Origin of the sequence: Cribrihabitans neustonicus, assembly GCF_048820895.1 — a bacterium.
GTDB lineage: Bacteria > Pseudomonadota > Alphaproteobacteria > Rhodobacterales > Rhodobacteraceae > Cribrihabitans_A > Cribrihabitans_A neustonicus.
On the sequence record NZ_JBMERQ010000002.1, the window covers coordinates 441,354 to 465,078 of the forward strand.

Below are 23,725 nucleotides of genomic sequence, written 5' to 3' on the forward strand. Positions count from 1 at the left end.
CGGCGCGGCCGGGGCTCAGGGGGGCAGGGCGTATTCCACCAGTTCGGTGCGCTGCAGGGCGGTGAAGTTATCGTCCGAAATCATCGTAGCGCGCAGGCTCCCGTCTGCGGCGCGCCAGACCGCCAGTCCTTCGAGGTTGTCATGGGTGCCGGTCCCGGTCTGCAGCAGCACGGTTTCGTTTTCGGGCCCCTGCGCCGTGATATCCCAGCGCCGCAGCCGGCTGCGGAAACCGAAGTAGGCGAAGTCGCGCTCCAGCAGGTAGAAGCGTCCGTCGGGGCCGAAGTCGGCCCCCACCGGCAGGAAGCCATCGCGGGGCGGCAGGCTGAAGGGCTGGCTCCAGCGCCTGCCGTCCCAGCGCCAGACCGGAATCTGCCGGTCTTTGTCAAGCGCGCGTTCGGGCATCGTGTAAAGATGGCCCTCGGGGCTGATCGCCAGCGCTTCCAGCGCCTTGTTGCGCGGCATGCGGCGGAATTCGCGGGGCCGTGGAAGCGGTTTGGCAGGGCTGGCCTCGTCATCGTAGCGGGCGACCCGGGCGCGGCCTTCGAAGGACACGTAAAATCCGCCGCCGGGGTCCAGCGCCAGACCCTCGCTGTCGAGGGCGCCGCGGCCGAGCGGGTCGCCGGAGGCACCCCGCAGTCGGTGCACCCCGGTGAGGGTAACGCCGGTGATTGCTCCGGCCGCTCCGCGCTCCACCTGCGCCGATGCCAGATGCGCCCGGTCGCTGAGCACGGTGAGGCTGGTGCCGCCGCCGCTCACCTCAAGAGCTGACAGGCCGCCGAACCAGCGGCTGCCGTTCTTCCAAGTGTAGCTGCCGAGGTAGCGCGCCTGGTCCGGCGGGTCCCCGGGGCGGCTGGCGGCGCAGGCGGCAACGGCCGCGGCGAGGGCGGCAGCGGCAGCGAGGGCCAGGCTCAGTTTGCGTGCAGGACGGTAGCGCATTGCTGGGGCAGGTCCGCGAGAGTGTAGTCGCGCCGCGGCTGGGGCTTGGGCGCCTTGGGGTCAGCCGGCTTGGCGGGTTTGGGGTGCAGGATATCATTCACCCATTCCTGCGCCTCGGCGCAACCGTCGCCCTTGGGCGGCGGGGACTGATCGGTGCAGCCGCGTGCGCCGCGCGGGCAGGCAAGCCGCACGTGGAAGTGGTAGTGATGCCCGTCCCAGGGCCGGATCTTGCGCAGCCAGCGGCGGCTGCCCTTCTCGTCCTTGCACATCTGCACCTTGGCGCCGGGAAAGACGAAGATCCGCGCCACGCGCTTGTCCTTGGCGGCGGCCTTCAGGAGCTCGTGATGGGCGCGGGTCCAGGCGGCGTTCACATAGGCGCCCTTGGCACGGCGCATCGAGATCGAGGAAATGTTCTCCCGCGCGCTGCGGCTGAGGTCGAGCCGGTCCGCGGGGCGCATCCAGATGTCGATGTCGAGCCCGGTCTGGTGGCTGCGGTGGCCGGTCAGCATCGGCCCGCCGCGGGGCTGGCTCATGTCGCCGATGTAGAGGCCCTTCCAGCCCGGCTGGCGGGCGGCAAACCGGCTGAGGTCCTGGACAAAATCCACCGCCTCGGGGTGGGCCCAGTTGCGGTTGCGGCTGAGCCGCATAGCCTGCCAGGTGGGGCCGGTCTCGGGCAGCTGCACGGCACCCGCGACACAGCCTTTGCTGTAAGAGCCGAAGGGCGCCGGGCGGTGCGGCGATCCTGTGGGCTTGGCGCCGAACAGCACCTTGGCCGGGGTCTGCGCCGCGGCGGGTGCCGCCGCGGCCGCCAGGGACGCGACCGCGAGGAAGAATGCAAGGAGGTAGTTCAACCGTGGTCTCCTTCTGCTTTAACCCAGTACAACAAGATAAGCCCCAGCAGGAACAGCCCGATCACCGGGGTGATCCCCAGCCGCGCGCTGCCGGTGAGCGTGGTGGCCAGCCCGATCAGGGCGGGCGCCAGGAAGGCGGTGGCGCGGCCCGAGAGGCCGTAGAGGCCGAAGCTTTCGGTCGCGCTCTCCGGCCCTGTGTGGCGCACCATCAGCGTGCGGCTTGCCGCCTGCAGGATGCCGCCGAAACCGCCGATCAGAACGCCGCAGCCAAAGAAGATGGCGTCGGGCAGGGTGGAGCCTTCGGGCAGGGCCATGCCAAACAGATGCGTGCGCGACATGTTCACGATGGTGAGGCAGACCAGGGACAGCACCAGGATTGAGGTGATGATCACCGGTTTCGGGCCGAAGCGTTTGTCCGCCTTGCCGCCGAGCCAGCAGAACACGGTGGCGGCCAGCGCAGCGACGATGCCGAAGACACCAATCAGGGTGAGCTCCCAGCCCAGCACCAGCTTGGCATAGACGCCGCCAAAGCCATAAAGCCCGTTCAGCGCATCGCGGTAGAGCATCGAGGAGCCGAGATAGGCCGCAAGGCTCCCGCGCCGGCGCAGCCCCTTGACCAGCTCAACCACCCGGTGCCAGGCGTCGCCCACATGCGCGCGGCGGCCGGTGGCGTCCTGGTCGCGCACCCAGAGCGCGTAGGGGATCATGAAGACGGCAAACCACAGCGCGGTGAAGGGCCCCACCGCACGGGTGCCCTCGCGCGCCTCGGGATCAAGGCCGAAGGCGGGGGCGAGGCCGATCAGGGTCCTGCCGCTGGACTGCTCGACAAACAGCAGGAGCATGATGAACAGCGCCACCACCCCGCCGAGGTAGCCGAAGGCAAAGCCGGAGCCGGAGACCCGGCCCGCATCCTCGCGCCCGGTGAGCGAGGGCAGCTGCGCGTTGACGAAGATCAGCGCAAACTCGGCGCCGATGAAGCCGAGGCCGAAGCTCAAAAGCATCCACCACAGGTTGCTGCCGCCCGGGTCCATGAACCAGAGGCCCGCTGCGCCCAGCACGTACATCAGGGAAAACACCGCGATCCACGGCCGCCGCCGCCCGCTGATGTCCGCCATCGCGCCCAGCAGGGGCGCGCCGAAGCCGATGATCAGCCCGGTCACGGTGAGGCACATGGACCACAGCGTCTGCGCTTCGGCACGCGCGGCGGTCTCGCTCAGGCCCTGGCCGAGGAAAAGCTCCGCCGCCACCGCGGCAAAGAAGGGGCCGAAGATGAAGGTGACGAGCAGCGTGTGGTAGGGCTGGCTGGCCCAATCGAAGAACCACCAGCCCCAGATGCGCTGGCGGCTGGTTACCTGCCGCATGCCTGCCCCCGTGGTGATCTTCTGCACGCCTGCCCTGCCCGTATCACTTGTTACTTGAGGTCAGGTATGACAGGGGCGCGGGCGGCTAGGCAACCCCGTCCTGCATCGGCGGCCAGGGCCGGCCGCTATCCGCCTCGCACCAGGCGGCGATCCAGCCCGGCATCTCGGGCGAGGCGCTCTGCTCCCGGCCAAGCGCGGCCAGCACCTTTTCGGGCGCCACGATGCCGTTGCGGTCGGTCACCGCAGTCCGCAGCATCACGTGGCTCGCGCATTCGCCGTTCGTCTTCCACATCGACTGCTCCAGGTAGATGAAGCGGTCGTCCCAGGCGACGGTGCGGGTCTTCATTTCAAAGCGTTCGAAGGCGCGGATGCGGCGGCGGAAGCGGACCGTCGTGCCCGCGACGGTGAGCCCCCAGCGCTTGTTTTTGAGCACCCCGATCAGGCCGACGCGGCGGGCCAGCATGGTGCGGCCTAGGTCATAGAGCGTCATCGCGCGGCCGTTGTTCAGCTCCATCCAGATGTCGATGTCCCAGGGCCAGCAGATGTGGTTCGAGACATGTGTCTCGGTCAGATCCAGCGGCGCCATCCGGCCGGCGAGGGCCACGTCTTTCAGCAGTCGGACAATAGGGAACATTGCGGCAGGTCTCCTTGGCGTTGTGCCCGTGATGCCACCCGTTTACAGCGCGTCAACTGCAACCTTGCGGAAGCCTTGCCTATTTCCCTGCGGCTGCTTACCTGTGTGGCTGTTCGAAGAAGGGAAATAGAGATGGTCTCGCTGTTCCAAATCCTGATGCTGATCCTGGATATCGTCTGGTTCTTCATCATTGCCCATGTGATCATGAGCTGGCTGATCAATTTCCAGGTGCTGAACCTGCATCAGCAGTTTGTCGGGCAGATCTGGTACGGGCTGAACCGCATTCTTGAGCCGCTTTACGCACCAGTGCGCCGCCTGATGCCTAATATGGGCGGCATCGATCTGGCGCCGCTGGTTGTGCTGGTCGCGGTCTATGCGCTGCGTATTGTGCTGGTGAACAACGTCTCGGCCTTCTACTGATCCGCACTTTCCTCCGGCCGTACGCGCCGGGCTGTGCCCCCGCCGTGAGGCGCGGGTGAAAACGCCTGCCTGCGGCGGGGGGATTTCCGCCCGGCCCCTTGCCGCCCGCGGCTGCCTGTGGGAATGTGCCCGCCACATCGAGCAGACATCATCCGCGAGGCCCTCCGCCCCATGACGGACACCCTTTCGGCCCCGATGACGGGTACGGCAAACCCGTCCGGCGCCCTCCCGCTGTTGCGTGACATTTTTGGCTACGATGCCTTCCGCCCCGGGCAGGAGGAGATCGTGGAGGCCGTCACGGCCGGGGAAAACGTGCTGGCGATCATGCCCACCGGCGGCGGCAAGTCGCTGTGCTTCCAGCTGCCCGCGCTATTGCGCGATGGCGTCACCGTGGTGATCTCGCCGCTGATCGCGCTGATGCGCGACCAGGTGCGGGCGCTGCAGGAGGCGGGCGTTGCCGCGGGCGCGCTCACCTCCGGCAACACCGAAGAGGAGACCGAAGCGGTCTGGGCCGCGATCGAGGCGGGGGAGCTGAAGCTGCTCTACATGGCGCCGGAGCGTCTGGCTTCGGGGGCGGCGATGGGCATGCTGCGCCGCATCGGCGTGAGCCTGATCGCGGTGGACGAGGCGCATTGCGTCAGCCAGTGGGGCCACGACTTCCGCCCCGACTACCTGCGCATCGGCGAGCTGCGCGAGGCGCTGGACGTGCCGCTCGCGGCCTTCACCGCCACCGCCGACCAGGAAACCCGCGAGGAGATCGTCCAGAAGCTGTTCGGCGGCGCTGCCCCCCGCAGCTTCCTGCGCGGGTTCGACCGGCCCAACATCCACCTCGCCTTTGCCGCCAAGGACAGCCCGCGCAAGCAGATCCTCGACTTTGCCGACGCGCGGCGCGGCCAGTCCGGCATCGTCTATTGCGGCACCCGTGCCAAGACCGAGGACATCGCCCGCGCGCTGGAGGCCTCGGGTCACGCCGCCTGTTTCTACCACGGCGGTATGGAGGCCGAGGACCGCCGCATCGTGGAGACCCGCTTTGCCCGCGAGGACGGGCTGATCGTGGTGGCGACCGTCGCCTTCGGCATGGGCATCGACAAGCCGGATATCCGCTGGGTTGCGCATGCCGACCTGCCGAAAAGCATCGAGGCCTACTACCAGGAAATCGGCCGCGCGGGCCGAGACGGCGCCCCGGCCGAGACGATGACGCTGTTCGGCCCCGACGACATCCGCTTGCGCCGCTCGCAGGTGGACGAAGGCCTCGCCCCGCCGGAACGCCGCGCCGCCGACCACGCCCGGCTGAACGCGCTCCTTGGCCTGGCCGAAGCACTTCGCTGCCGCCGCCAGAAGCTGCTCGCCTATTTCGGGGAGGAGGCGGAACCTTGCGGCAACTGCGACCTATGCGACCGCCCGGCGGAGATCTTCGACGGCACCACCGCCGTGCGCAAGGCGCTTTCGGCCATCCTGCGCACGCAGGAAACCTACGGCTCGGGCCATCTGATCGACATTCTCACGGGAACCGAAACCGACCGCATCCGTGCCAAGCGGCATGATGAGCTGTCGGTTTATGCCTGCGGCAAGGAATACGGCAAGCGCCAGTGGCAGGCGGTGTTCCGGCAGATGATGGGCCACGACCTGGTGCGCCCCGACCCGGAACGCCACGGCGCGCTGCGGATGACCGAAGCGGCGCTGCCGATCCTGCGCGGCGAGGCGGACATCGAACTGCGCAAGGACACCATCAAGTCGGCCGAGCGCCGCCCGGCGGCAAAGATGCTTGTCTCGGAAGAAGACGCGCCGCTGCTGTCGGCGCTGAAGGCCAAGCGGCGCGCACTGGCGGAGGCGCAGAAAGTGCCGGCCTATGTGATCTTCCCCGACCGCACGCTGATCGAGATGGCCGAGCGCCGCCCCGAAACTCTGGACCAGATGGCCCGGATCAGCGGCGTCGGTGCAAAGAAGCTGGAACGTTATGGGGATGATTTCCTTTCGGTGATCACTGGCGCCTCCGAACAGCTCCACCCGGTGCGCCGCAAGCTTGCGGCAAGCGGGGCGGGTTCCACCTATGACGCCCTGCTGGAGGCGCAGGCGCAGCTGGCGCGCGGGGAGTGCGGCACACTGAAGCCGCTCAGCTGCTCGGCCTCGCAGCTGGCGCAGGTGGCGCAGATGCGCAGCACCGATGAGGCGGGCCTTGCCCGGCTCCTGGGGGAGCGCCGCGCGGAACGTTTCGCTGCGGCGTTTCTGGACGTATTGCGCGGCGCGGGATAAGCCGCGCCCAGAATAAATCGGGCCCGCCGCGGGCCGTGTGACAGGAACCAAGGGGGTAGTGATGTTGGTAGTGACCTCTCCGGCCAAGAAGCTGGACTGGACGGAACGGGACGCGGAGCTGACCTGGCCGGCCTTCCACGATGACGCGGTGGCGCTGGCCGGGGTGGCGCGGGAACTCACCGTGGCGGAGCTGATGAAGCTTATGAAGATCAGCGAGGATCTCGCGAAGCTGAACCACACCCGTTTCCGCGACTTTGCCGCAGACCCCGCCGCGGCGGACCTGCGCCCGGCCGCGCTGGCCTTTGCCGGTGATACCTATCAGGGGCTGGAGGCGGCCTCGCTCGATGCCGATGAAATGGCTTGGGCGCAAGACCATTACCGCATTCTGTCGGGGCTTTATGGCCTGCTGCGGCCGCTCGATGCGATGCAGCCCTACCGGCTGGAGATGGGCTCGCGGCTGAAGACGGCGCGCGGCCGGAACCTCTACGATTACTGGGGCAGCCGCATCGCGGAAGCGTTGAACACCCAGGCCGAAGCAGTGCAGGCGGAGGTGCTGGTGAACTGCGCGAGCCAGGAATATTTTGGTGCGGTGGACCTCAAAACGCTGAAGCCCGCGGTGGTGACGCCGGTCTTCATGGAAGACAAAAACGGTACTCCGAAGGTGGTGAGCTTTTATGCCAAGCGCGCCCGCGGTGCGATGGCGCGCTACATCATCCAGCACCGTCTGTGCGAGGCCGAAGGCCTGAAGGATTTCAACGCGGGCGGCTATGCCTATCAGCCCGCGCTATCCACTCCCGAAGCCCCCGTCTTCCTGCGCCGCGGCTGAGGGCAAGGGGCGGCGCCACGCCCGAGGCCGCACACTGGTGTTTCGGCGCGGCCGGGGCGCGCCTGCGGGAGCGGGAGGGCTCCGTCCGCAAAGCAGCGCTGCTGCACAGCCGAGCCGGTTGCCGGTCAGGGCAGTACCAGAACGACGGGTGTCTTTCCGGCGGTCCCCAGGCTGCCGGGTCAGCTCCGGGCCGCGATCAGTTCTTTTCTCCCGCGGGCAGGGAGCGCTGCGGTGCGCATCCAACCTGCTGTCCGGATGGCCAGTTTCGCGCCTGAAGTTTGGTAGCGGAACCGCGGGGCTTTCCCCGGCGGTCTATCATTGCCCGCTGGGGCAGCGCCGGGCTGCCAAAATTGAGTTATCTGGCGCGTCACGTCATGCGGGCTGTCTGCCGGGGCGGGGCTGCGCTGCGGCACATGCAGCGGCGTTTCCGGCGTAACTGAGGGGGTATTGGGGCACACCGATGCCCCGGATCCCGGCCATTCAAAGGTCAGGCGGCCGGAGCCAGTAGCGCGAAGTGCGCAGGAGAGCCGAACCTTCTTCGTTCTCCTGTATCCCGGTCTTCTTACAGGTCACCGGGAGAGAAATCCGGTTTCCCGCCGTTGGCCGGCCAAGGCGGTGTCATCAGCGGATCGGCGCACCCGACAAGTCTGTACCGCCGGCCGGCAGTGGGCTTCATTGTTTGCATGTCTCGCGCCGCGCGCCTCCGCAAAAAAACTCGCCAGCCCGGCGATCACATGCGCAAGCCTGTGCTTTGTGAGACGGGCACGCTGTCTGCCAAGGCCGGAACAATGGTGGCGGGCGCGTGCCTGCCCTCCGCCCGGCGGCCGCCCGGAGACCGGCTTTCCGTCCGGAGCCCGTACTGGCTTGTCTGAGCCATCCTTCACTCGCAGTTGGGCTGCGGTCAGGACGCCCGCGCCGCGGCAGGATCTTCGGGGAAGGGGTGGCGGGCGTCCGGCGGGGCGTGGCAGCGGATCTGTTCGTGGATCAGCGCCTTGCGCAGCGGCTTGGTCAGGTAGTGGTCGAGCCCGGCGGCCAGGATGCCTTCGGAATCGCCGGTCATCGCATGCGCTGTCAGGGCGACAATCGGCACATGGGGGCCGCTGCCTGCCTCGGTTTCGGCGGCGCGGATTCTCGCGGTCGCTTCCTTGCCGTCCATTACCGGCATGGAGATGTCCATGAACAGGAGGTCCGGCTGAAACTCGGTCCATGCGGCGACTGCCTCGATTCCATTGGCAGCAAAGCGCAGCTCAATGTCGAGATCCTTCACCATCTTGCGGAACACCAGCTGGTTGGTCTTGTTGTCCTCCGCCGCCAGCACCCGCATCCGGCGCAGCCCGCTGGCGGAGGCGGGCTGTGGCGGCGGTTTGGGTGCGGCACGCGCGGCGTTACCTGGGCCGGGCACCGGCGGGTTAAGGGCGCCCCCGGCAGCGGCCTCCGAATCCCCGGCAGCCTGCGGCCCGGCCAGCCGCGCGAGCTGCGAAAACAGGTCCTCCCGCGGGACCGGATTCTGCAGAACGCCTTGCACCAGCCCGCCGAGGGCCGGGTCGTGGGTAAGCTGCGGGCTGACGCTTTGCAAAAGCACCGGCACCCCGGAAAATGCGCCACCACGCAGGGCACGCGCCAGTTGCACCCCGTCCAGCTCGGGTGGATTGTGGCCGCTTATCACTACGTCGATGCTGTCATCGACCCGCTCCAATGCCTCGGCCGCGCTGGCCGCCGTGACGGTCTCTATTCCCATCATCAGCAGGTGTTTCTGCAGGATCTCGCAGTTCAGCGGCATGTCGTCGGCAATCAGCACCCGGCGCAGGGTATCGGGCAGCTGCGGCCGGGGCTTGTGCGCATCCTCGGCCAAGCGCAGCGGAAGGCGGAAGCCGAAACACGAACCGCGCCCCTCCTCGCTTTCGGCCCAGATCTCGCCACCCATCAGCTCGATCAGGCGCTTGGAGATGGCCAGGCCCAGCCCGGTGCCCTCGAACTTGCGATTGCGCTCGTTCTCGACCTGGTTGAATTCCCCGAAGATATGCTCAAGCTTTTCGGAAGGGATGCCGATGCCGGTATCCTCGATCGAGAAATGCACGGCGCATGTCTCATCCTCCGGCGAGGCGATGCCGGTGACCCGAATGGTGACATGTCCCTCCCGGGTAAACTTCACCGCGTTGCCGGCGAGGTTGGTCAGCACCTGGCGGATCCGACCCGGGTCGCCAACAAATCGGGTCGGCATGAACAGGTCGTAATCCACCAGGAGCGCCACGCCCTTCTCGCGGGCAATGGGCTGCAGCAGCATCACCACCTCGTGCAGGCTGCGCTCGAGGTCGAAGGGCTCGGGGTGCAGCTCCAGCTTTTCGGCCTCGATCTTGGAATAGTCGAGCACGTCGTTGATGATCACGAGCAGCGCTTCGCCGGAATTCTTGATAGTATTGGCATAAAGCCGCTGCTCGTCGGTCAGCTCAGTGTCGTTGAGCAGCTCGGCCATGCCGACCACCCCGTTCATCGGGGTGCGGATCTCGTGGCTCATGTTGGCGAGGAAGGCAGATTTGGCCCGATTCGCCGCTTCCGCCCGTTCGCGCGCGGCGCGCAGCTCCTCCTCGTAGCGGACGGTGGAGGTGATATCGAGTGCCAGGCTCACCATGTCGCCGCCGTGGCCGCGCTGGTCGAGCAGGCGCAGGAAGCGGCCGTCCCACAGCTCCAGCACCACCGGATCGGGCGAGGGCGACAGCCAGCGCTCGTTCATCATTGCGCGCCAGGCTTCCGGGCGCATGTCGCCGGTATTGATCAGCCCCTCGTCAGTAAGCAGTTGCAGGATGCGCACGTAGGAGACCCCGGGGGTGACCTCCTCTAACCCGTCGAAGATATTGAGGTAGGCGGTATTGGCGCCAATCAGCTTGCTGTCAGCGTCAAAGAAAGCAAATCCGTCCTGGAAGGCCTGGATCGAGTGCCACAGCCGCCGCTCCGCCGTCTCGATCTTCTCGTTCGCGGTATTGAGGTCGGATTTGACCTTTTCGTTCTCGTCCCTGACAGTGGCAACTTCGGCCTGTTTCTGGCCGATCTGCTTGGTGAGCGCCAGCGCATGGCGGCCCAGCTTGCGGTTGGCGGCAGACAGTTCGGCCTGCTTGAGCTCAAGCAGGCGCTCCGCCGCCAGACGGGCGCGCCGTTCCTCCGCTAACTTGCTGGCAAGGCTCATCCTTGCAGACTCCAGTATCAATCAAACAATCAGGTGCACCGGAGGCTCCGCTCACTGGCGGATCCGGGGCTCCCGGGACCCTTGGTACGCAAGGGAATCTTGCCATGGCGTTAAATGCGCGGCATGCGCATGGGGGTTCATGTGCAGGCAAAGCCGCCGGGCGGCCCGGTTTTGGGGGCATTTTCCGCAAGTTTTCGGGCTTTTGCCCGCATGGGCGGGGCAATCGCGGGACAGGATGGATTTTCGCCGGCAATCCTATGCAAATACAAATTTCCCGGGAGGCGGTCCGCGCCTGCCGCCCGGATTCCAGGTGGTACCCTTGCCCCGTGCCGCAAGCGGCGCGCGGCCAAACGGGTGCAGCCTCCGTCAGGAGGCCTGGCGCCGGGCGTGAGCGGCCTCCTTCGCGCCGCGCCGTGAGGGTGCCGTTCAGCGGCGGCCTTCGCGCAGCCAGCCGGTCACGATGAACCCGGCTGCCAAGAGCAGCGCAAGCCAGGCGGGCAGCAACGGCGCCTGCGCGACGGAGAGCGTCTCATAGGCCTCGCGCGGGGTGAGGCCGATCCAGCCCCGGCCCGCGGCAGGCCGCCCGGCGCGCACGTTGCGCAAGGAGGGCAGGCCGTCTTCAAGCCGCAGGATGCCACCGCGCAAGGGCGCGATCACCGGCTCGAGAATGGCGCCGGTGGCAATCGTCTCCTCGAACTCGCGCGGGGCCGCAGGCCCCAGCCCAGCCACCGCCGTGCGCCCGCCCTCGGCGAGCCGGTAGAGCCCGGGTTCCGGCCCCTGGTAACGGGTCTCCCAAAGTCCTGGTGCAGTTTCGCGCAAGGCCAGCTCCGTCATGCTGCCATCGGGGCTGGTGACGGTGACCGGTCCCGCGCGCTCCGCCAGAGTGCGGCGCAGAATGCGCATCTGCTGGCCCGTGGTCTCGGCCCAGAGCGCCTCCTCTTCCAGCTCCGGCTCCTTCATCATCCAGTGCGCCAGCCTGCGCAGCAGCTCCAGCTGCGGCCCGCCCCCTTCGTAGCCGCGGCTCCACAGCCAGGCGTGGTCCGAGGCCAGCAGCGCGACCCGCCCTTCGCCGGCCCGGTCCAGCACCAAAAGCGGCCGCTCGCCCGCGCCGGTCATCAGCACGTGGCCTTCGGGGCGGCGCAGCTCGATCTGGCGCAGCCAGCGGCCCCAGGTGCCCGCGCCCTCCAGTCCGGCAGTAACGGGATGGCGGCTGCCAAGATCGGAGATCGCGGGGCGGTAAGGTTCTTCCAGCACCCGCGCCGAAGGCTCGGCTGGCAGGATCGCCGCGAGCGGCGAGCGGTAGATGCTGTCGGCGCTGGCAAAATCCGGCCCCGCCGCCACCAGCACCGCGCCGCCGCCGAGCGCATAGTTCGCCACGTTGTCGAGGTAGATCGCAGGCAGGATACCGCGCCGCTTGTAACGGTCGAAGATGATGAGGTCGAAGTCCTCCACCTTCTCCAGGAACAGCTCCCGGGTGGGGAAGGCGATCAGCGACAGTTCCTCCACCGGCACCCCGTCCTGCTTTTCCGGCGGCCGCAGGATGGTGAAATGCACGAGGTCCACCGCGCTGTCGGACTTCAGCAGGTTGCGCCAGGTGCGCCCGCCCGCATGCGGCTCACCCGAGACCAAGAGCACCCGCAGCCTGTCGCGCACGCCGTTGATCTGCACCAGCGCGGCGTTGTTGCGGGTGGTCAGCTCGCCCTCCGCCTCGGGCACGCTGAAGCGGATCACGTTGCGGCCGCCGTGCTGCAGGGTGATGGGCAGTTCGAAAGAGACGCCGACCGGCAGTGTGTAGCGCTGCGGCGCGCCGCCGTCGACGGAGACGTCGAGATCGGCAAAGCCGCCCTCCGCCGGGGCGGCGCCCTGGTCCTCGATGCGCAGGGTCAGCGTCACCGGCTCGCCTATAATGGCAAAGCCGGGGGCGTTCTTCACCACCAGGCGGCGGTCCCAGTCGTCCTTGCGGCCAGTAAGCAGGAGGTGCAGCGGCGCGGGCAGGCCGGGGGCGCGGGCGGCGTCGTGCACCTGGCCGTCGGAAAGCGCGATCAGCCCCGCCACCCGCGCCCGCGGCACATCGGCCAGCGCATCGGTGAAAGCGGACATGAGCCGCGTGCCCGCATCGCCCTCGCCATCCGGAACTGTGATCAGGCGCAGATCGGTGCCGGGCCGGGCTGCAAGCATCCGGCGAAGTTCGGCGCGGGCCGCCTCCAACTGATCAGGGCGGCCGCGCAGGCTTTGGCTGGCGCTGCGGTCCTCGGCGACGATCACGATGTCGTTGAGCGGCGCGCGCTCCTCGCTCTGATGCACGGGGCCTGCGAGCGCTGCCAGCAGCACCAGCGCCGCCAGCGCCCTGAGCCCCCAGCCTGACAGCCCCTTCCACAGCGCCAGAGCCAGCGCCGCAAGGGTCAGTACAGCGGCGGTCCAAAGCACGGGCCAGGGCACCAGCGGGTCGAAGAGGATGGTCTGGATCATCTCGCGCGTCCTCTCCCTATTGGCCCAGCCGGTCGAGCAGGGCCGGCACGTGCACCTGGTCGGATTTGTAGTTGCCGGTCAGCACGTGCATCACCAGGTTGATGCCGAAGCGGAACGCCAGCTCGCGCTGGCGTTCGCCTGCGTAGCCGCGGCCGACCGGCAGCAGGGGCCGCCCGTTTGCATCCACGGCCCAAGCCGCCGCCCAGTCGTTGCCGCCGATCACCACCGGCGTTACCCCGTCGTTGAGATTGCGGAAGGGAATGCCTTCGGCCTGTTCGGCATCCGGCGGTGCAGCTTCGACCCAGATTTGCCCGCGGGTGTGGCGGCCGGGGAAGTCCTGCAGCAGGTAAAAGGCGCGGGTCAGCACGTGGTCGGCGGGCAGGGGCTCCAGCGGCGGAATGTCGAGCGCCCGCGCCAGTTGCTGCAGGCGGCGGGCCTCAGGGCTGCCGGCGCCAGCCGCTGCAAGGTCGGCATCACGCGTGTCGAACAGGATCATGCCGCCCGCCCTCAGGTAGGCGTTGAGCCGGGCGTAGGCCTCTCCCGATGGCTGCGGCTGGTCGCGGGTGACCGGCCAGTAGAGCAACGGGAAAAAGGCAAGCTCATCGCGTTCCAGATCCACCCCGGCGGGGTTGGCTGGCTCTACCGAGGTGCGGAAGAACAGCGTGTCGGAAAGGCCGCGCAGGCCGGCTGCGGCGATTCGGTCGGTCTCGGCATCGCCGGTCAGCACGTGGGCAAGCACTAACTCCGAGGCAAGCTCGGCCGGGTCCGGCAAAGGCTGGCCCTGCGCGCGGGCTGCCTCCGGCGCGGTCAAGGCCGAGAGCCCGAGCGCCAGGACCAGCGCCGCCGCCCGGCCGCGCAGAATGAGGCCGGAGACGGCGAGCGTCGCCAGCACATCCAGCGCCAGGAGCCCCAGGGCCAGCGTCAGGAGGGCACCGCCCAGCGGCCGTTCCTGCGGCTCCTCGTAACCGCTGACCGGGATTGAGGCGGGCCAGCGGGCTGGGGCCAGCGCATCGCCTGCGCGCAGCACGTTGCGGGCAAGCATCCGGCGGCCGCCGCTGTAGAGACCGGGGCGCAGCTCCGGTCCCGCAGGGGCTGCCGCGAGATCCGGCCCCTTGACGCCGGGAAGTGCAGCAGCTTCCTGCAAGCGGCCGAAGCCGTCCAGAACCTTGACCGGGGTCCAGGTGGTGCCCTCCAGGTCCTCTGCCGAGGGCGCCGCCGCGGCCGAGGACACGGCGAGCCGCTCCAGCATCGAGACGAACAAGCCCGACAGCGGCAGGCTGCTCCACTCAGCGTTGGCGGTGACATGGAACAGCACAACCTGGCCTTGACCCAGCGGCTTGCGGGTGACCAGCGGGGTGCCATCGGCCAGCTCTGCAACGACCCGGTCCGCGAGATCGGGATCGGGCTGCGCGACGACCTGCGAGCCGACCGTGACCTCGTCCGGCACCGGCAGCCCGTGGAAGGGCGAGCCCCCGGCGAAGGGCGCCAGCGTTTTCGGCTCGCCCCAGCTCATCGCTCCGCCGATGCTGCGGCCCCCCGCGCGCAGCCGTACCGGCATCAGCGGTTCCTCGCTGTCGCGGGCGGTGTCGCTGGCCGCGAGCCGCGGCCCGGCGAAGCGCAGCAGCAGCCCGCCGTTCTCCACCCACTCGATCACCGCCGTCTCCTGATCCGGCGCAAGGCGCGCCACATCGGCCAGCACGATCACGTCCGGGTTGGCGGGCAGCAAATCCGCCAGCGGGCCTTCGAGCAGCTCGGCCGAGGGTTGCAGCGCCTGGCGCAGGTAGTGCAGCGGCGACAGGAGCGCGAGGCCCTCATCCGCACTGGCCGAGGAAATCAGCGCCACTTCGCGCCGGCGCAGGCTGTCGTCGGTGAGCGCTACAGCACCGGCCGAGCGCTCCCCTTGCAGTTCAAAGCGGGTGAGGCGGCCGCGCAGCTCGGCTGGAAGTGAGAGCCCGGCGCTGGCGCTGGTGGCGCCGTCGGCCAGCCGCAGGGGCAGAGCCGCAAGGCTGCGCGGGGTGCCGCCTGGGTCGCGGCCCTGGGCGAGAACCGTGACTTCCTGCATCGGGCCAGGGCGGCTGCGCTGGACGGTAACCTGGATCAGCCCGTCCTTGTAGCTGGCGGGCATCAGCCCGAGCACCGGGGCAGGGCGTTCGAAGACCTCGATGTCGCCGCGGCGGCCGAGCGCCTGCAGGATATCCAGCCGGCCGGGGTAGGCGAGCCCGTCGCTGAACCACAGGGTGTCAAAGCCGCCCATCGCGGCTTCGAGCACGGCCGCCGCCTCCTGCAGTTGCGCAGGCCCGGGCTGCCAGGGTTCCGGCACCAGACCGGCGAGTTCCCGCTGCCAGTCGCTGGCGGCGCGGAACTGCAGCGGCTCCGGTGCGGTGAGCCGCAGCATGGCGACCGTGCGGCCCGCGCGGCCGGCCTCTTCGAGCTGCGCTGCAATCTGGCCGCTGGTCTCGCGCCAGTCGGCAGCGCCGGCCCAGCTGGCGTCCATCACCACCAGCAGCGGGCCGCTGCCCGCCACCTCCCCGCGCGAGGGGTTGAGAACCGGGCCCGCAAGGCCAATTACCGCCGCTGCCACCGCCAGCATCCGCAGGAGCAAGAGCCACCAGGGCGTACGGTCGGAGAGGCTTTCGTCGTCCTTCAAACCCAGGAGCAGCGTGACCGCCGGAAACGGCTGGCGCCGCGGCGCCGGCGGCACCGCGCGCAGCAGGAGCCATAGTACCGGCAGCGCCAGCAGGCCTAGGAGCAGCCAGGGCGCAGTGAAACCGATGCCCGCGAATATGGTCATGGCCCTGTTCTTTCCAGCGCGTGGTAGATCCACATCAGCGCGCTCTGCGCCGGGTGGCCGGTGTGATGCTGCCCCATACGCCAGCCCGCGCTGCGGCAGAGCTGCGCCAGCGCGTCACGGCGTTCTGCCAGCCGTTCAAGGTAGCGCGCCTGCAGGGCGGAAGCCTTCAGGGTTTCATGGCTGATGCCGCCCTCGATACTCTCGAACCGGGTCCGGCCGGCAAAGGGGAAGGCCTCCTCGGCCGGGTCCAGCACCTGCAAAAGCACACCCCGCACGCCGCGGGCGGCGGCCTTGGAAAGCGCTTCCTCCAGCGGTTCAAACGGGCCGAGGAAATCGGAGATATAGAGCGCGCGGGCTTGCGGGATCAGCGCCCGGTGGCCGGGAGGGGCGTAATCGGCTTCTTCCTGCGCGGCGAGCGCTTCGGCCAGGCGCAGGATCTGCACGCTGCCGCGCCGTGGCGGAAGCGTCCCGCCGGTGAGGCCGACCCGCTCGCCCGCGCGGATCATCAGCACCGCGGCGGAAAGCGCGAGCAGCCGCGCGTGGTCGATCTTCTGCGGCAGCTTGGACGTTGAGGCAAAGCGCATGGAGGCGCCGAGGTCGGCCCAGATATGCACGGTCTGGGCGATCTGCCACTCGCGCTCGCGCACGTACTGCACGTCGCCGCGGGCGGAGCGGCGGTGGTCAATCATGCGGCGGCTGTCGCCGGGCTGGGCCGGGCGGTACTGCCAGAAGTCATCGCCGCTGCCCGCGCGCCGCCGCCCGTGTTCGCCCATCAGCACTGAACCCGCGAGCTGCCGCGCCTGCACCAGCAGGGGCGGCAGGGCGCTGGCTTCGGCCTCCGCGCGGTGGCGCAGCCCGGCGGCAGCGCTGGAGGCGGCGGCTTGGATCACGCGGCGGCTCCGCTCCGGGCCATGCCGTCAGCGGTTTCGGCAATCAGGTCCGGCAGGCTGTCGCCGCGCGCCCGCGCCGCGAAGGTGAGCTGCATCCGGTGGCTCAGCACCGGCTGCGCCATGTCGAGCACGTCTTCGGCGTTGGGCGCCAGCCGCCCTTGCAAAAGCGCCCGCGCCCGCACCGCGAGCATCAGCGCCTGCGCCGCCCGCGGCCCCGGCCCCCAGGCAACAGTTTGCGCCACGCGCTCGCCCGCCTCCGGCTCGTCCGGGCGGAAGGCGCGCACCAGGTCGAGGATCATCTCCACCACCGACTCGCCCACCGGCATCCGCCGCAGGAGCGTCTGCGCCGCGATCAGCTCCGCCGCCGAGAACACCGGGTAGGCGGCGGCTTCCTCCACCCCGGTTGTCGCCATCAGGATGTCGCGCTCGGTGCCGCGGTCGGGGTAATTCACGTCGATTTGCAGCAGGAACCGGTCGAGCTGCGCCTCCGGCAGCGGATAGGTGCCCTCCTGCTCGATCGGGTTCTGGGTGGCGAGCACGTGGAAGGGAGGCTCAAGCTTCCGGTCCTCGCCCGCGACGGTCACCATGCGCTCCTGCATCGCCTGCAGCAGCGCCGACTGGGTGCGCGGGCTCGCGCGGTTGATCTCATCCGCCATCAGGAGCTGGCAGAACACCGGCCCGGGCACGAAGCGGAAGGCACGGCTGCCGTCCGAGGCCGTTTCCAGCACCTCGGAGCCGAGGATGTCGGCGGGCATCAGGTCAGGCGTGAACTGGATGCGGTTGCCGTGGAGCCCCATCACGGTCGCCAGGGTCTCTACCAGCCGGGTCTTGCCCAGCCCGGGCAGGCCGATCAGCAGCCCGTGGCCGCCGCAGAGAAGCACCGAGAGGGTGAGGTCCACCACCCGCTCCTGGCCGATGAACCGCCGCGTGATCGACTCGCGCGCCTGTTGCAGCTTGGCTTCCAGCGCTTCGATGCCGGCCAAGAGATCGTCGGGTTCGGACATGACATTCCTCTTTCCGCGGATATATGCTGCTACTCTATCGCGCTGGAAGGAAATGGCAAAAGCAATGAGCGGACAAAACCCCGTGACACCGCCCGCAACGCCCGCGAAAACACTCCGTGGCAAACCCGACGCCGAAGGGCTCGCCGCCGCCGCGAAACGCGCGGGCAAGGGGCGCGGCCTGCCGCCGGTGCACCTGTGGAACCCGCCGTTCTGCGGCGACCTCGACATGCGCATCGCCCGAGATGGCACCTGGTACTACCTCGGCACGCCGATCAACCGCTTTGCGCTGGTGAAGCTGTTCTCCTCGATCCTGAAGCTGGAAGACGGAAAGTATTACCTCGTCACCCCGGCGGAGAAGGTGGGCATCACGGTGGAGGATGCACCCTTCGTCGCGGTAGATTTTTCCGCTTCCGGCGAAGGCGCCGCGCAGGTTCTGACCTTCACCACCCATGTCGGCGACAGCGTGGCGGCGGGGCCGGAGCATCCGGTCCGCGTCGCGCATGACCCTGAGACCGGCGAGCCTGCGCCCTACGTGATGGTGCGCGCGGGGCTGGAGGCGCTGATCGACCGCAAGAGCTTCTACCGGCTGGCCGATCTCGGCACCTGGCACGAGGGGCGCTTTGGCGTCTGGTCGTCCGGTGCGTTTTTCGTCCTTGAAGAGGGCGGCGGGACCGCGTGATTGAAGCAACGGCAGGCGGCATTCCGCCGGTCGCGCGGGCGCCGGGCTGCGGTTTGTCCCCTGCACCTTCCCATTACCGCCCCCGCGGGCATGATGGGGCGGCGGGAGCGGGCTGCGCTGTCCCGGCTAGCAAGGCGGAAGTTAACGAAAGTTTAATAGGAAAAATCTGCTGTTTTCCCGCCTTGGACACCTGCTGGCTCAGCGTTAGATCAGCAGAAAGAGGAGACGCCCCATGCCCAGGTTTGCGGCCAATATTTCCATGCTCTTCGCCGAGCTGCCCTACCTGGAGCGCTTCCCGGCCGCAGCTGCCGCCGGCTTCGAGGCGGTGGAGATCCTTTTTCCTTATGAACTCGCCGCCAAGGAGACCCAGCGGGCGCTCTTGGCCAACGGGCTGGAGCTGTTGCTGATCAACGCGCCGCCGCCGAATTACACTGGCGGCTCCCCTGGCTATGCCGCGCTGCCCGAGGGCGTGGACCGCTTCCAGCGCGACATCCGCCGGGTGCTGCGCTACGCGGAGGTGCTGAAAGCCGGCCGCATCCACGTGATGGCGGGCTATGCCAAGGGAGAGGCGGCGCGGGAGACTTTCGTGCGGAACCTGCAGTGGGCGGCGGATTTCGCCCCGCGCCAGCAGTTCACCATCGAGCCTCTGAATGCAGGCGACCAGCCCGGCTATTTCCTCGACGACTACAATTTGGCGGTCGAGGTGCTGGAGGCCGTGGACCGGCCCAACGTGGGCCTGCAATACGATGCTTATCACGCCCAGCTGATTCACGGCGATGCCGCCAAAGTCTGGGAGAATTTCGGCCGTCACGCGGTGCATGTGCAAATCGGCGCAGCGCCGGGCCGCTGTGAGCCGGGCACCGGGCCGGTGGATTTCCAGGCGCTCTTCGCTGCCATCGACGCCAGCGGCTACGACGGCTGGATCAGCGCGGAATATACCCCCTCCACCAAGCGCACCGAGGACAGTCTCGGCTGGATGCGCGCCGCCTGACCGTCTCGCCTCACCGCCCCGCCCGGCCGCACGTGCTCCCGCCCGCTCCAAGCGCCTTCGGGGAATGCGCATTCGCAGCTAGGCCGAGCGCCGCTGTCGCGGCGCGGGAAACTTCTGGGGTGGCCTTGGTGAAGGAAGTCCGGCCGGGCATTTCGGTGCCGCTAACCGCCCCTGCGGACGAGCGCGATCAGCGACATAGCCGGTTACAGGATTGCGCGTTCCCTTTTTCGCCGAAGCAAAGTGGGTCAGGGCGCTGCCGTCGGCCGCCCGGCATTGCCGGGGACGGCGCAGGAACGCGCCTGTTTGAGGCTGGCCGCCCCGGCCAACTGCCCTTCCGACGCCGCGCCAGCGGCGCGCGGCCCAACGGCCGCGGCCGCATCTTTGATGCGGCTTCCGGCGGGCGGGAGAAGCCGGCCTGCGGGGTGCGGCCTGGTCAGTGCGCTTCGGCCCAGTTGCGGCCCGTGCCTGCGTCCACCGCCAGCTTCACGTCCAGATGCACCGCTGGGCTGGCGGCGTCTTCCATCACTGCCCGGGCGGCGGCGATGGTTTCTTCGGCGGCCGATTCCGGCACTTCGAACAACAGTTCGTCGTGCACTTGCAGCAGCATCCGGGCGGGCAGGTGAGCGATTGCCTCGGGCATCCGCACCATCGCGCGGCGGATCACGTCGGCCGCAGTGCCCTGGATCGGGGCGTTGATCGCTGCGCGCTTGGCAAAGCCCGCCTTCGGCCCCTTGGCGCCGATCTCCGGCGTATGAATCTTCCGCCCGAACAGGGTCTGCACGTAGCCGTGCTCCTTGGCGAACTCCACCGTCCGGTCCATGTACTTGCGGATGCCGGGGAAGCGCTCGAAGTAGCGGTCGATGAAGCCCTGCGCGTCCTTGCGCGGAATGCGCAGGTTGCGGGCAAGCCCGAAGCCGGAAATGCCGTAGATCACCCCGAAGTTGATCGCCTTGGCCTGGCGGCGGATCTCGGGCGTCATCTCCTCCAGCGGCACGCCGAACATCTCCGACGCGGTCATCGCGTGGATGTCGAGCCCGTCGGCAAAGGCCTGCTTCAGGGTGTCGATCCCGGCGATATGGGCGAGGATCCTGAGCTCGATCTGGCTGTAGTCCAGCGCCAAGAGCACGTTGCCTTCTTCGGCGACGAAAGCCTCGCGGATACGGCGGCCCTCTTCGGAGCGGATCGGGATGTTCTGCAGGTTCGGGTCGGTCGACGCCATGCGGCCGGTGCTCGCCCCGGTCTGGGCGTAGGAGGTGTGCACCCGGCCGGTTTCCGGGTTGATGTGATCCTGCAGCGCGTCGGTGTAGGTCGACTTCAGCTTGGAAAGCTGGCGCCAGTCCAAGATCCGGGCGGGCAGCGCGTGCTCGGTTGCAAGGTCTTCGAGGATATCCGCGCCGGTGGCATAGGCGCCGGTCTTGCCCTTCTTGCCGCCTTCGAGCCCCATCTTGCCGAAGAGGATCTCGCCCAGCTGCTTGGGGGAGCCCACGTTGAATGTCTCGCCCGCGAGCTCGTGGATCTCGGCTTCCAGCGCGGCCATCTTTTGGGCAAAGGCGTTCGACATGCGGCTGAGCGTGTCGCGGTACACTTTTATGCCATTGCGCTCCATGTCAGCCAGCACCGGCACCAGCGGCCGTTCCAGCGTCTCGTAGACCGTGGTCACCCGATGCTGGTGCAGCTGCGGCTTGAATAGCTGCCACAGGCGCAGGGTGATGTCGGCGTCTTCGGCCGCGTAAGGAACCGCGTCCCCGATCGCAACTTTGTCGAAGGTGATCGCCGATTTGCCGCTGCCCAGGAGCGGTTTGATCGGAATCGGGCTGTGGTCGAGGTAGCGTTCGGACAGCGTGTCCATGCCGTGGCCGTGCAGGCCCGCGTGCAGCGCGTAGGACATCAGCATGGTGTCGTCGATCGGCGCGACCTTCACGCCATAGCGGTGGAAGATCTTGGCGTCGTATTTCATGTTCTGGCCGATCTTCAGGACCGCCGGATCCTCCAGCACCGGGCGCAGCAGGGCAAGCGCGCCCTCGCGGTCCATCTGGCCCTCCGCCAGCGCGTCCGTGGCAAAGAGCCCGTCGCCGCCGCCCGCCTTGTGAGCCAGCGGGATGTAACACGCCTCGCCCGCTTCCACGCAGAGCGAGATGCCGACCAGCTCCGCCACCATCTCATCCAGCCCGGTCGTTTCGGTGTCGACCGCCACATAGCCCCGCTCGCGGATCGCGGCTATCCATTTCTCCAGCGCCGCGGCATCGCGGACGCATTCGTATTTCTCCGCATCAAACGGCACCGCCTCGGGCGCGGCCGGGGCATCGCCTGCGGGGGCCTTGGCCGGGGCGGGGGGCTCGGGGATTGCCGGGGGTTCAGCACCCAGCCGGTCGGCAATCCGCTTGGTCAGGGTGCGGAACTCCATCCGGGACAGGAAGTCGAGCAGCAGCTCCGGGTCCGGGTGCTGCACCTCCAGATCATCGAGCGTGAAGTCGAGCTCCATGTTGCAGTCGAGCTGCACCAGCGTTTTGCTCAGCTCGATCTGCTGGCGCTTCTCGATCAGGGTCTGGCGGCGCTTGGGCTGTTTGATCTCTCCGGCGCGGTCCAGGAGCGCCTCCAGCGAGCCGAATTCATTGATCAGCAGCGCCGCTGTCTTGATGCCGATGCCGGGCGCGCCGGGCACATTGTCAACGCTGTCGCCAGCCAGCGCCTGCACATCCACCACCCGGTCGGGGCCGACGCCGAACTTCTCGGCGACGCCCTCAGCATCGATGCGCTTGTTCTTCATCGCGTCGAGCATCTCGACGCCGTTTCCGACCAGCTGCATCAGGTCCTTGTCGGAGGAGATGATGGTGACCCGCCCGCCGGCTTCGCGCGCCTGGCAAGCAAGGGTTGCGATGATGTCGTCCGCCTCGTAACCCTCGATCTCCTTGCAGGCGATGTTGAAGGCGCGGGTGGCTTCGCGGGTCAGCGGGAACTGCGGCACCAGGTCTTCGGGTGCGGGCGGGCGGTTGGCCTTGTACTGGTCGTAAAGCGCATTGCGGAAGCTTTCGCCCGAATGGTCGAAGATCACCGCCGCATGGGTCGGCGCCTCGGGCCCGGTGCTGTCCTCGACGTATTTCTGCAGCATGTTGCAGAAGCCCGCGACGGCGCCCACCGGCAGACCGTCGGACTTGCGGGTGAGCGGCGGCAGCGCGTGGTAGGCGCGGAAGATGAAGGCCGAGCCGTCAATCAGATGCAGGTGGCAGCCCTTGCCGAATTGCGTGTTGCTCATGGCCTTGGCACTCCTTGGGACCCGTTCGTGTTCCGTTTCCCCGGGTTATCGGTGATCTGCCGGGCAAGGGCAATCCGAACCTCGCCCGGCAGGGCGCGCGCCGCCAGCCGCGGGCGGCGATTTGCGCAGGCTGCAGGTTGTGATAGGGAGGCGGCCTCAGTTCAGCGAAGGAGCGATATCATGCAGCTCAAGGGCAAGACCGCGGTGGTGACCGGCGGCAGTGACGGGATCGGCAGGCACATCTGCCTGAAGCTGGCGGCCGAGGGCTGCCGGCTGGCCATCTTCGGCCGCAACCGGGAGCGGCTGGATGCGGTGGCGGAAGAGGCCCGCGCACAGGGCGCGCCCGAGGCGCGCGCCTATGCCTTCGACCTCACCGATGCGGCGGCGCTGGAACGGGCGGCCGCGGATGCGGCGGCAGATTTCGGCGGCGTGGACATCCTCATCAACAACGCAGGGGTCTGGCACAAGACCGGCCCGCTCGACAGCATCCCGGCAGAGATGCTGGTGCAGACCGTGCAGACCAACCTCACCGCGCTGATGCAGCTCACCCGCCACCTGCTGCCGAGCCTGCGTGATCGCGATGAGGCGGCGATCCTGAACGTGGCCTCGAAATCCGGAGTCGTGGCGCAGGCGGGCCAGTCTGTCTACACCGCCACCAAATACGGCGTGCGCGGCTTTACGGACGTCTTGAAGGTGGACGAGGCGGAAACCGGCGTGCGGGTAGCTGGGCTCTACCAGAGCGGCACCAACACCGGCATGTTCGCGAAAGCAGGCGAAGATGTGCCGAACGAGATCTTCACCGAGCCGGACGACCTTGCCGATGTGGTGGTCTTCATGCTGTCGCGCCCGCCCAAGCTATGGATGCACGAGGTGCGGGTCGAGCTCTGAGCGCCGCCGCTGATCCCCAGGGCAGCGGCAAGCGACTGCGGGAAATCCGGCCGTAAAGTTGAAACTTTGCGGCCCCCGCGGCCGGCGGCGTGACGGCGTTTCGGGATTAGGCGGGTTTAGCCTGGAAGTCCTTGTGCACGAACTTGCAATCGCAATAGGGGCATTCCACGAAACCCTCGTCGTCGGGGATGCGCAGGTAGACACGGGGGTGGCCCAGGGCGCCCTCGCTGCCGTCGCAGGCAACGCGGTAGCTGTCCACGATCTTGGTTTCCGGCGCGTCGATGCTCATCGCTGGCGA

At 68.3% G+C, this 23,725-nt stretch carries 17 protein-coding genes; 6 read left to right on the plus strand and 11 right to left on the minus strand.

Translation table 11 applies throughout. From position 1 onward, the window contains the following. Positions 1-15: 15 nt before the first annotated feature. The 4 genes from ACOHWE_RS07245 to ACOHWE_RS07260 form a co-directional block, all read right to left on the minus strand. Entirely contained in the window at positions 16-936 is a 921-nt protein-coding gene (locus ACOHWE_RS07245; RefSeq protein ID WP_420665300.1) for an esterase-like activity of phytase family protein, read from the minus strand. Then, positions 909-1,787 (minus strand): penicillin-insensitive murein endopeptidase, encoded by an 879-nt coding sequence (gene mepA / locus ACOHWE_RS07250; protein ID WP_420665302.1) that lies wholly within the window; start codon positions 1,785-1,787, stop codon positions 909-911. Before mepA ends, ACOHWE_RS07245 begins: the two co-directional genes overlap by 28 nt. Further along, positions 1,784-3,148: an MFS transporter gene (locus tag ACOHWE_RS07255; RefSeq protein ID WP_420665914.1), complete on the minus strand. Its 1,365-nt coding sequence runs from the start codon at positions 3,146-3,148 to the stop codon at positions 1,784-1,786. Before ACOHWE_RS07255 ends, mepA begins: the two co-directional genes overlap by 4 nt. Before the next feature lie 85 nt (positions 3,149-3,233). After that, on the minus strand, positions 3,234-3,782 hold the full coding sequence (locus tag ACOHWE_RS07260) for an acyl-CoA thioesterase (RefSeq protein WP_420665303.1): 549 nt from the start codon (positions 3,780-3,782) through the stop codon (positions 3,234-3,236). 132 nt (positions 3,783-3,914) lie between these two features. Here ACOHWE_RS07260 and ACOHWE_RS07265 point away from each other — a divergent pair, with 132 nt between their 5' ends. The 3 genes from ACOHWE_RS07265 (at position 3,915) to yaaA (ending at position 7,281) form a co-directional block, all read left to right on the plus strand. Then, positions 3,915-4,202, plus strand: coding sequence for a YggT family protein (locus ACOHWE_RS07265; protein WP_420665304.1), 288 nt, complete (start codon positions 3,915-3,917; stop codon positions 4,200-4,202). A 171-nt stretch (positions 4,203-4,373) separates the two neighbouring features. Beyond that, positions 4,374-6,455 (plus strand): DNA helicase RecQ, encoded by a 2,082-nt coding sequence (recQ, locus tag ACOHWE_RS07270; protein ID WP_420665305.1) that lies wholly within the window; start codon positions 4,374-4,376, stop codon positions 6,453-6,455. A gap of 61 nt (positions 6,456-6,516) precedes the next feature. Then, complete coding sequence (gene yaaA, locus ACOHWE_RS07275) at positions 6,517-7,281, plus strand: peroxide stress protein YaaA (protein ID WP_420665306.1); 765 nt, start codon at positions 6,517-6,519, stop codon at positions 7,279-7,281. Between the two features lie 901 nt (positions 7,282-8,182). On the opposite strand, the gene ACOHWE_RS07280 is transcribed toward yaaA, so the two are convergent. The 5 genes from ACOHWE_RS07280 to ACOHWE_RS07300 form a co-directional block, all read right to left on the minus strand. Beyond that, on the minus strand, positions 8,183-10,462 hold the full coding sequence (locus ACOHWE_RS07280) for an ATP-binding protein (RefSeq protein WP_420665307.1): 2,280 nt from the start codon (positions 10,460-10,462) through the stop codon (positions 8,183-8,185). 426 nt (positions 10,463-10,888) lie between these two features. Further along, positions 10,889-12,931, minus strand: coding sequence for a hypothetical protein (locus ACOHWE_RS07285; RefSeq protein WP_420665308.1), 2,043 nt, complete (start codon positions 12,929-12,931; stop codon positions 10,889-10,891). Positions 12,932-12,947: 16 nt separating this feature from the next. Further along, positions 12,948-15,722, minus strand: a complete 2,775-nt coding sequence (locus ACOHWE_RS07290; RefSeq protein WP_420665310.1) for a DUF4159 domain-containing protein — start codon at positions 15,720-15,722, stop codon at positions 12,948-12,950. Further along, the gene (locus ACOHWE_RS07295; protein ID WP_420665312.1) at positions 15,719-16,612 is read right to left on the minus strand and encodes a DUF58 domain-containing protein; all 894 of its coding nucleotides are present in this window, start codon (positions 16,610-16,612) and stop codon (positions 15,719-15,721) included. The genes ACOHWE_RS07290 and ACOHWE_RS07295 overlap by 4 nt, the downstream gene beginning before the upstream one ends. Beyond that, positions 16,609-17,616: an AAA family ATPase gene (locus ACOHWE_RS07300; protein ID WP_420665314.1), complete on the minus strand. Its 1,008-nt coding sequence runs from the start codon at positions 17,614-17,616 to the stop codon at positions 16,609-16,611. Before ACOHWE_RS07300 ends, ACOHWE_RS07295 begins: the two co-directional genes overlap by 4 nt. A gap of 64 nt (positions 17,617-17,680) precedes the next feature. Between ACOHWE_RS07300 and ACOHWE_RS07305 the strand changes: the two genes are divergently transcribed. Then, positions 17,681-18,295, plus strand: a complete 615-nt coding sequence (locus ACOHWE_RS07305) for a DUF1285 domain-containing protein (RefSeq protein ID WP_420665316.1) — start codon at positions 17,681-17,683, stop codon at positions 18,293-18,295. Between the two features lie 232 nt (positions 18,296-18,527). Then, positions 18,528-19,286 (plus strand): hydroxypyruvate isomerase family protein, encoded by a 759-nt coding sequence (locus ACOHWE_RS07310; protein WP_420665317.1) that lies wholly within the window; start codon positions 18,528-18,530, stop codon positions 19,284-19,286. A 433-nt stretch (positions 19,287-19,719) separates the two neighbouring features. Here ACOHWE_RS07310 and polA read toward each other — a convergent pair whose 3' ends face one another. Further along, positions 19,720-22,539 carry a DNA polymerase I gene (gene polA / locus ACOHWE_RS07315; protein ID WP_420665319.1) on the minus strand — a complete coding sequence of 940 codons (2,820 nt, stop codon included), beginning with the start codon at positions 22,537-22,539 and terminating at the stop codon, positions 19,720-19,722. 180 nt (positions 22,540-22,719) lie between these two features. Between polA and ACOHWE_RS07320 the strand changes: the two genes are divergently transcribed. Beyond that, positions 22,720-23,427 carry an SDR family NAD(P)-dependent oxidoreductase gene (locus ACOHWE_RS07320; RefSeq protein ID WP_420665321.1) on the plus strand — a complete coding sequence of 236 codons (708 nt, stop codon included), beginning with the start codon at positions 22,720-22,722 and terminating at the stop codon, positions 23,425-23,427. 106 nt (positions 23,428-23,533) lie between these two features. On the opposite strand, the gene ACOHWE_RS07325 is transcribed toward ACOHWE_RS07320, so the two are convergent. After that, positions 23,534-23,716, minus strand: coding sequence for a zinc-finger domain-containing protein (locus tag ACOHWE_RS07325; RefSeq protein ID WP_420665322.1), 183 nt, complete (start codon positions 23,714-23,716; stop codon positions 23,534-23,536). Between the last annotated feature and the right edge of the window lie 9 nt (positions 23,717-23,725).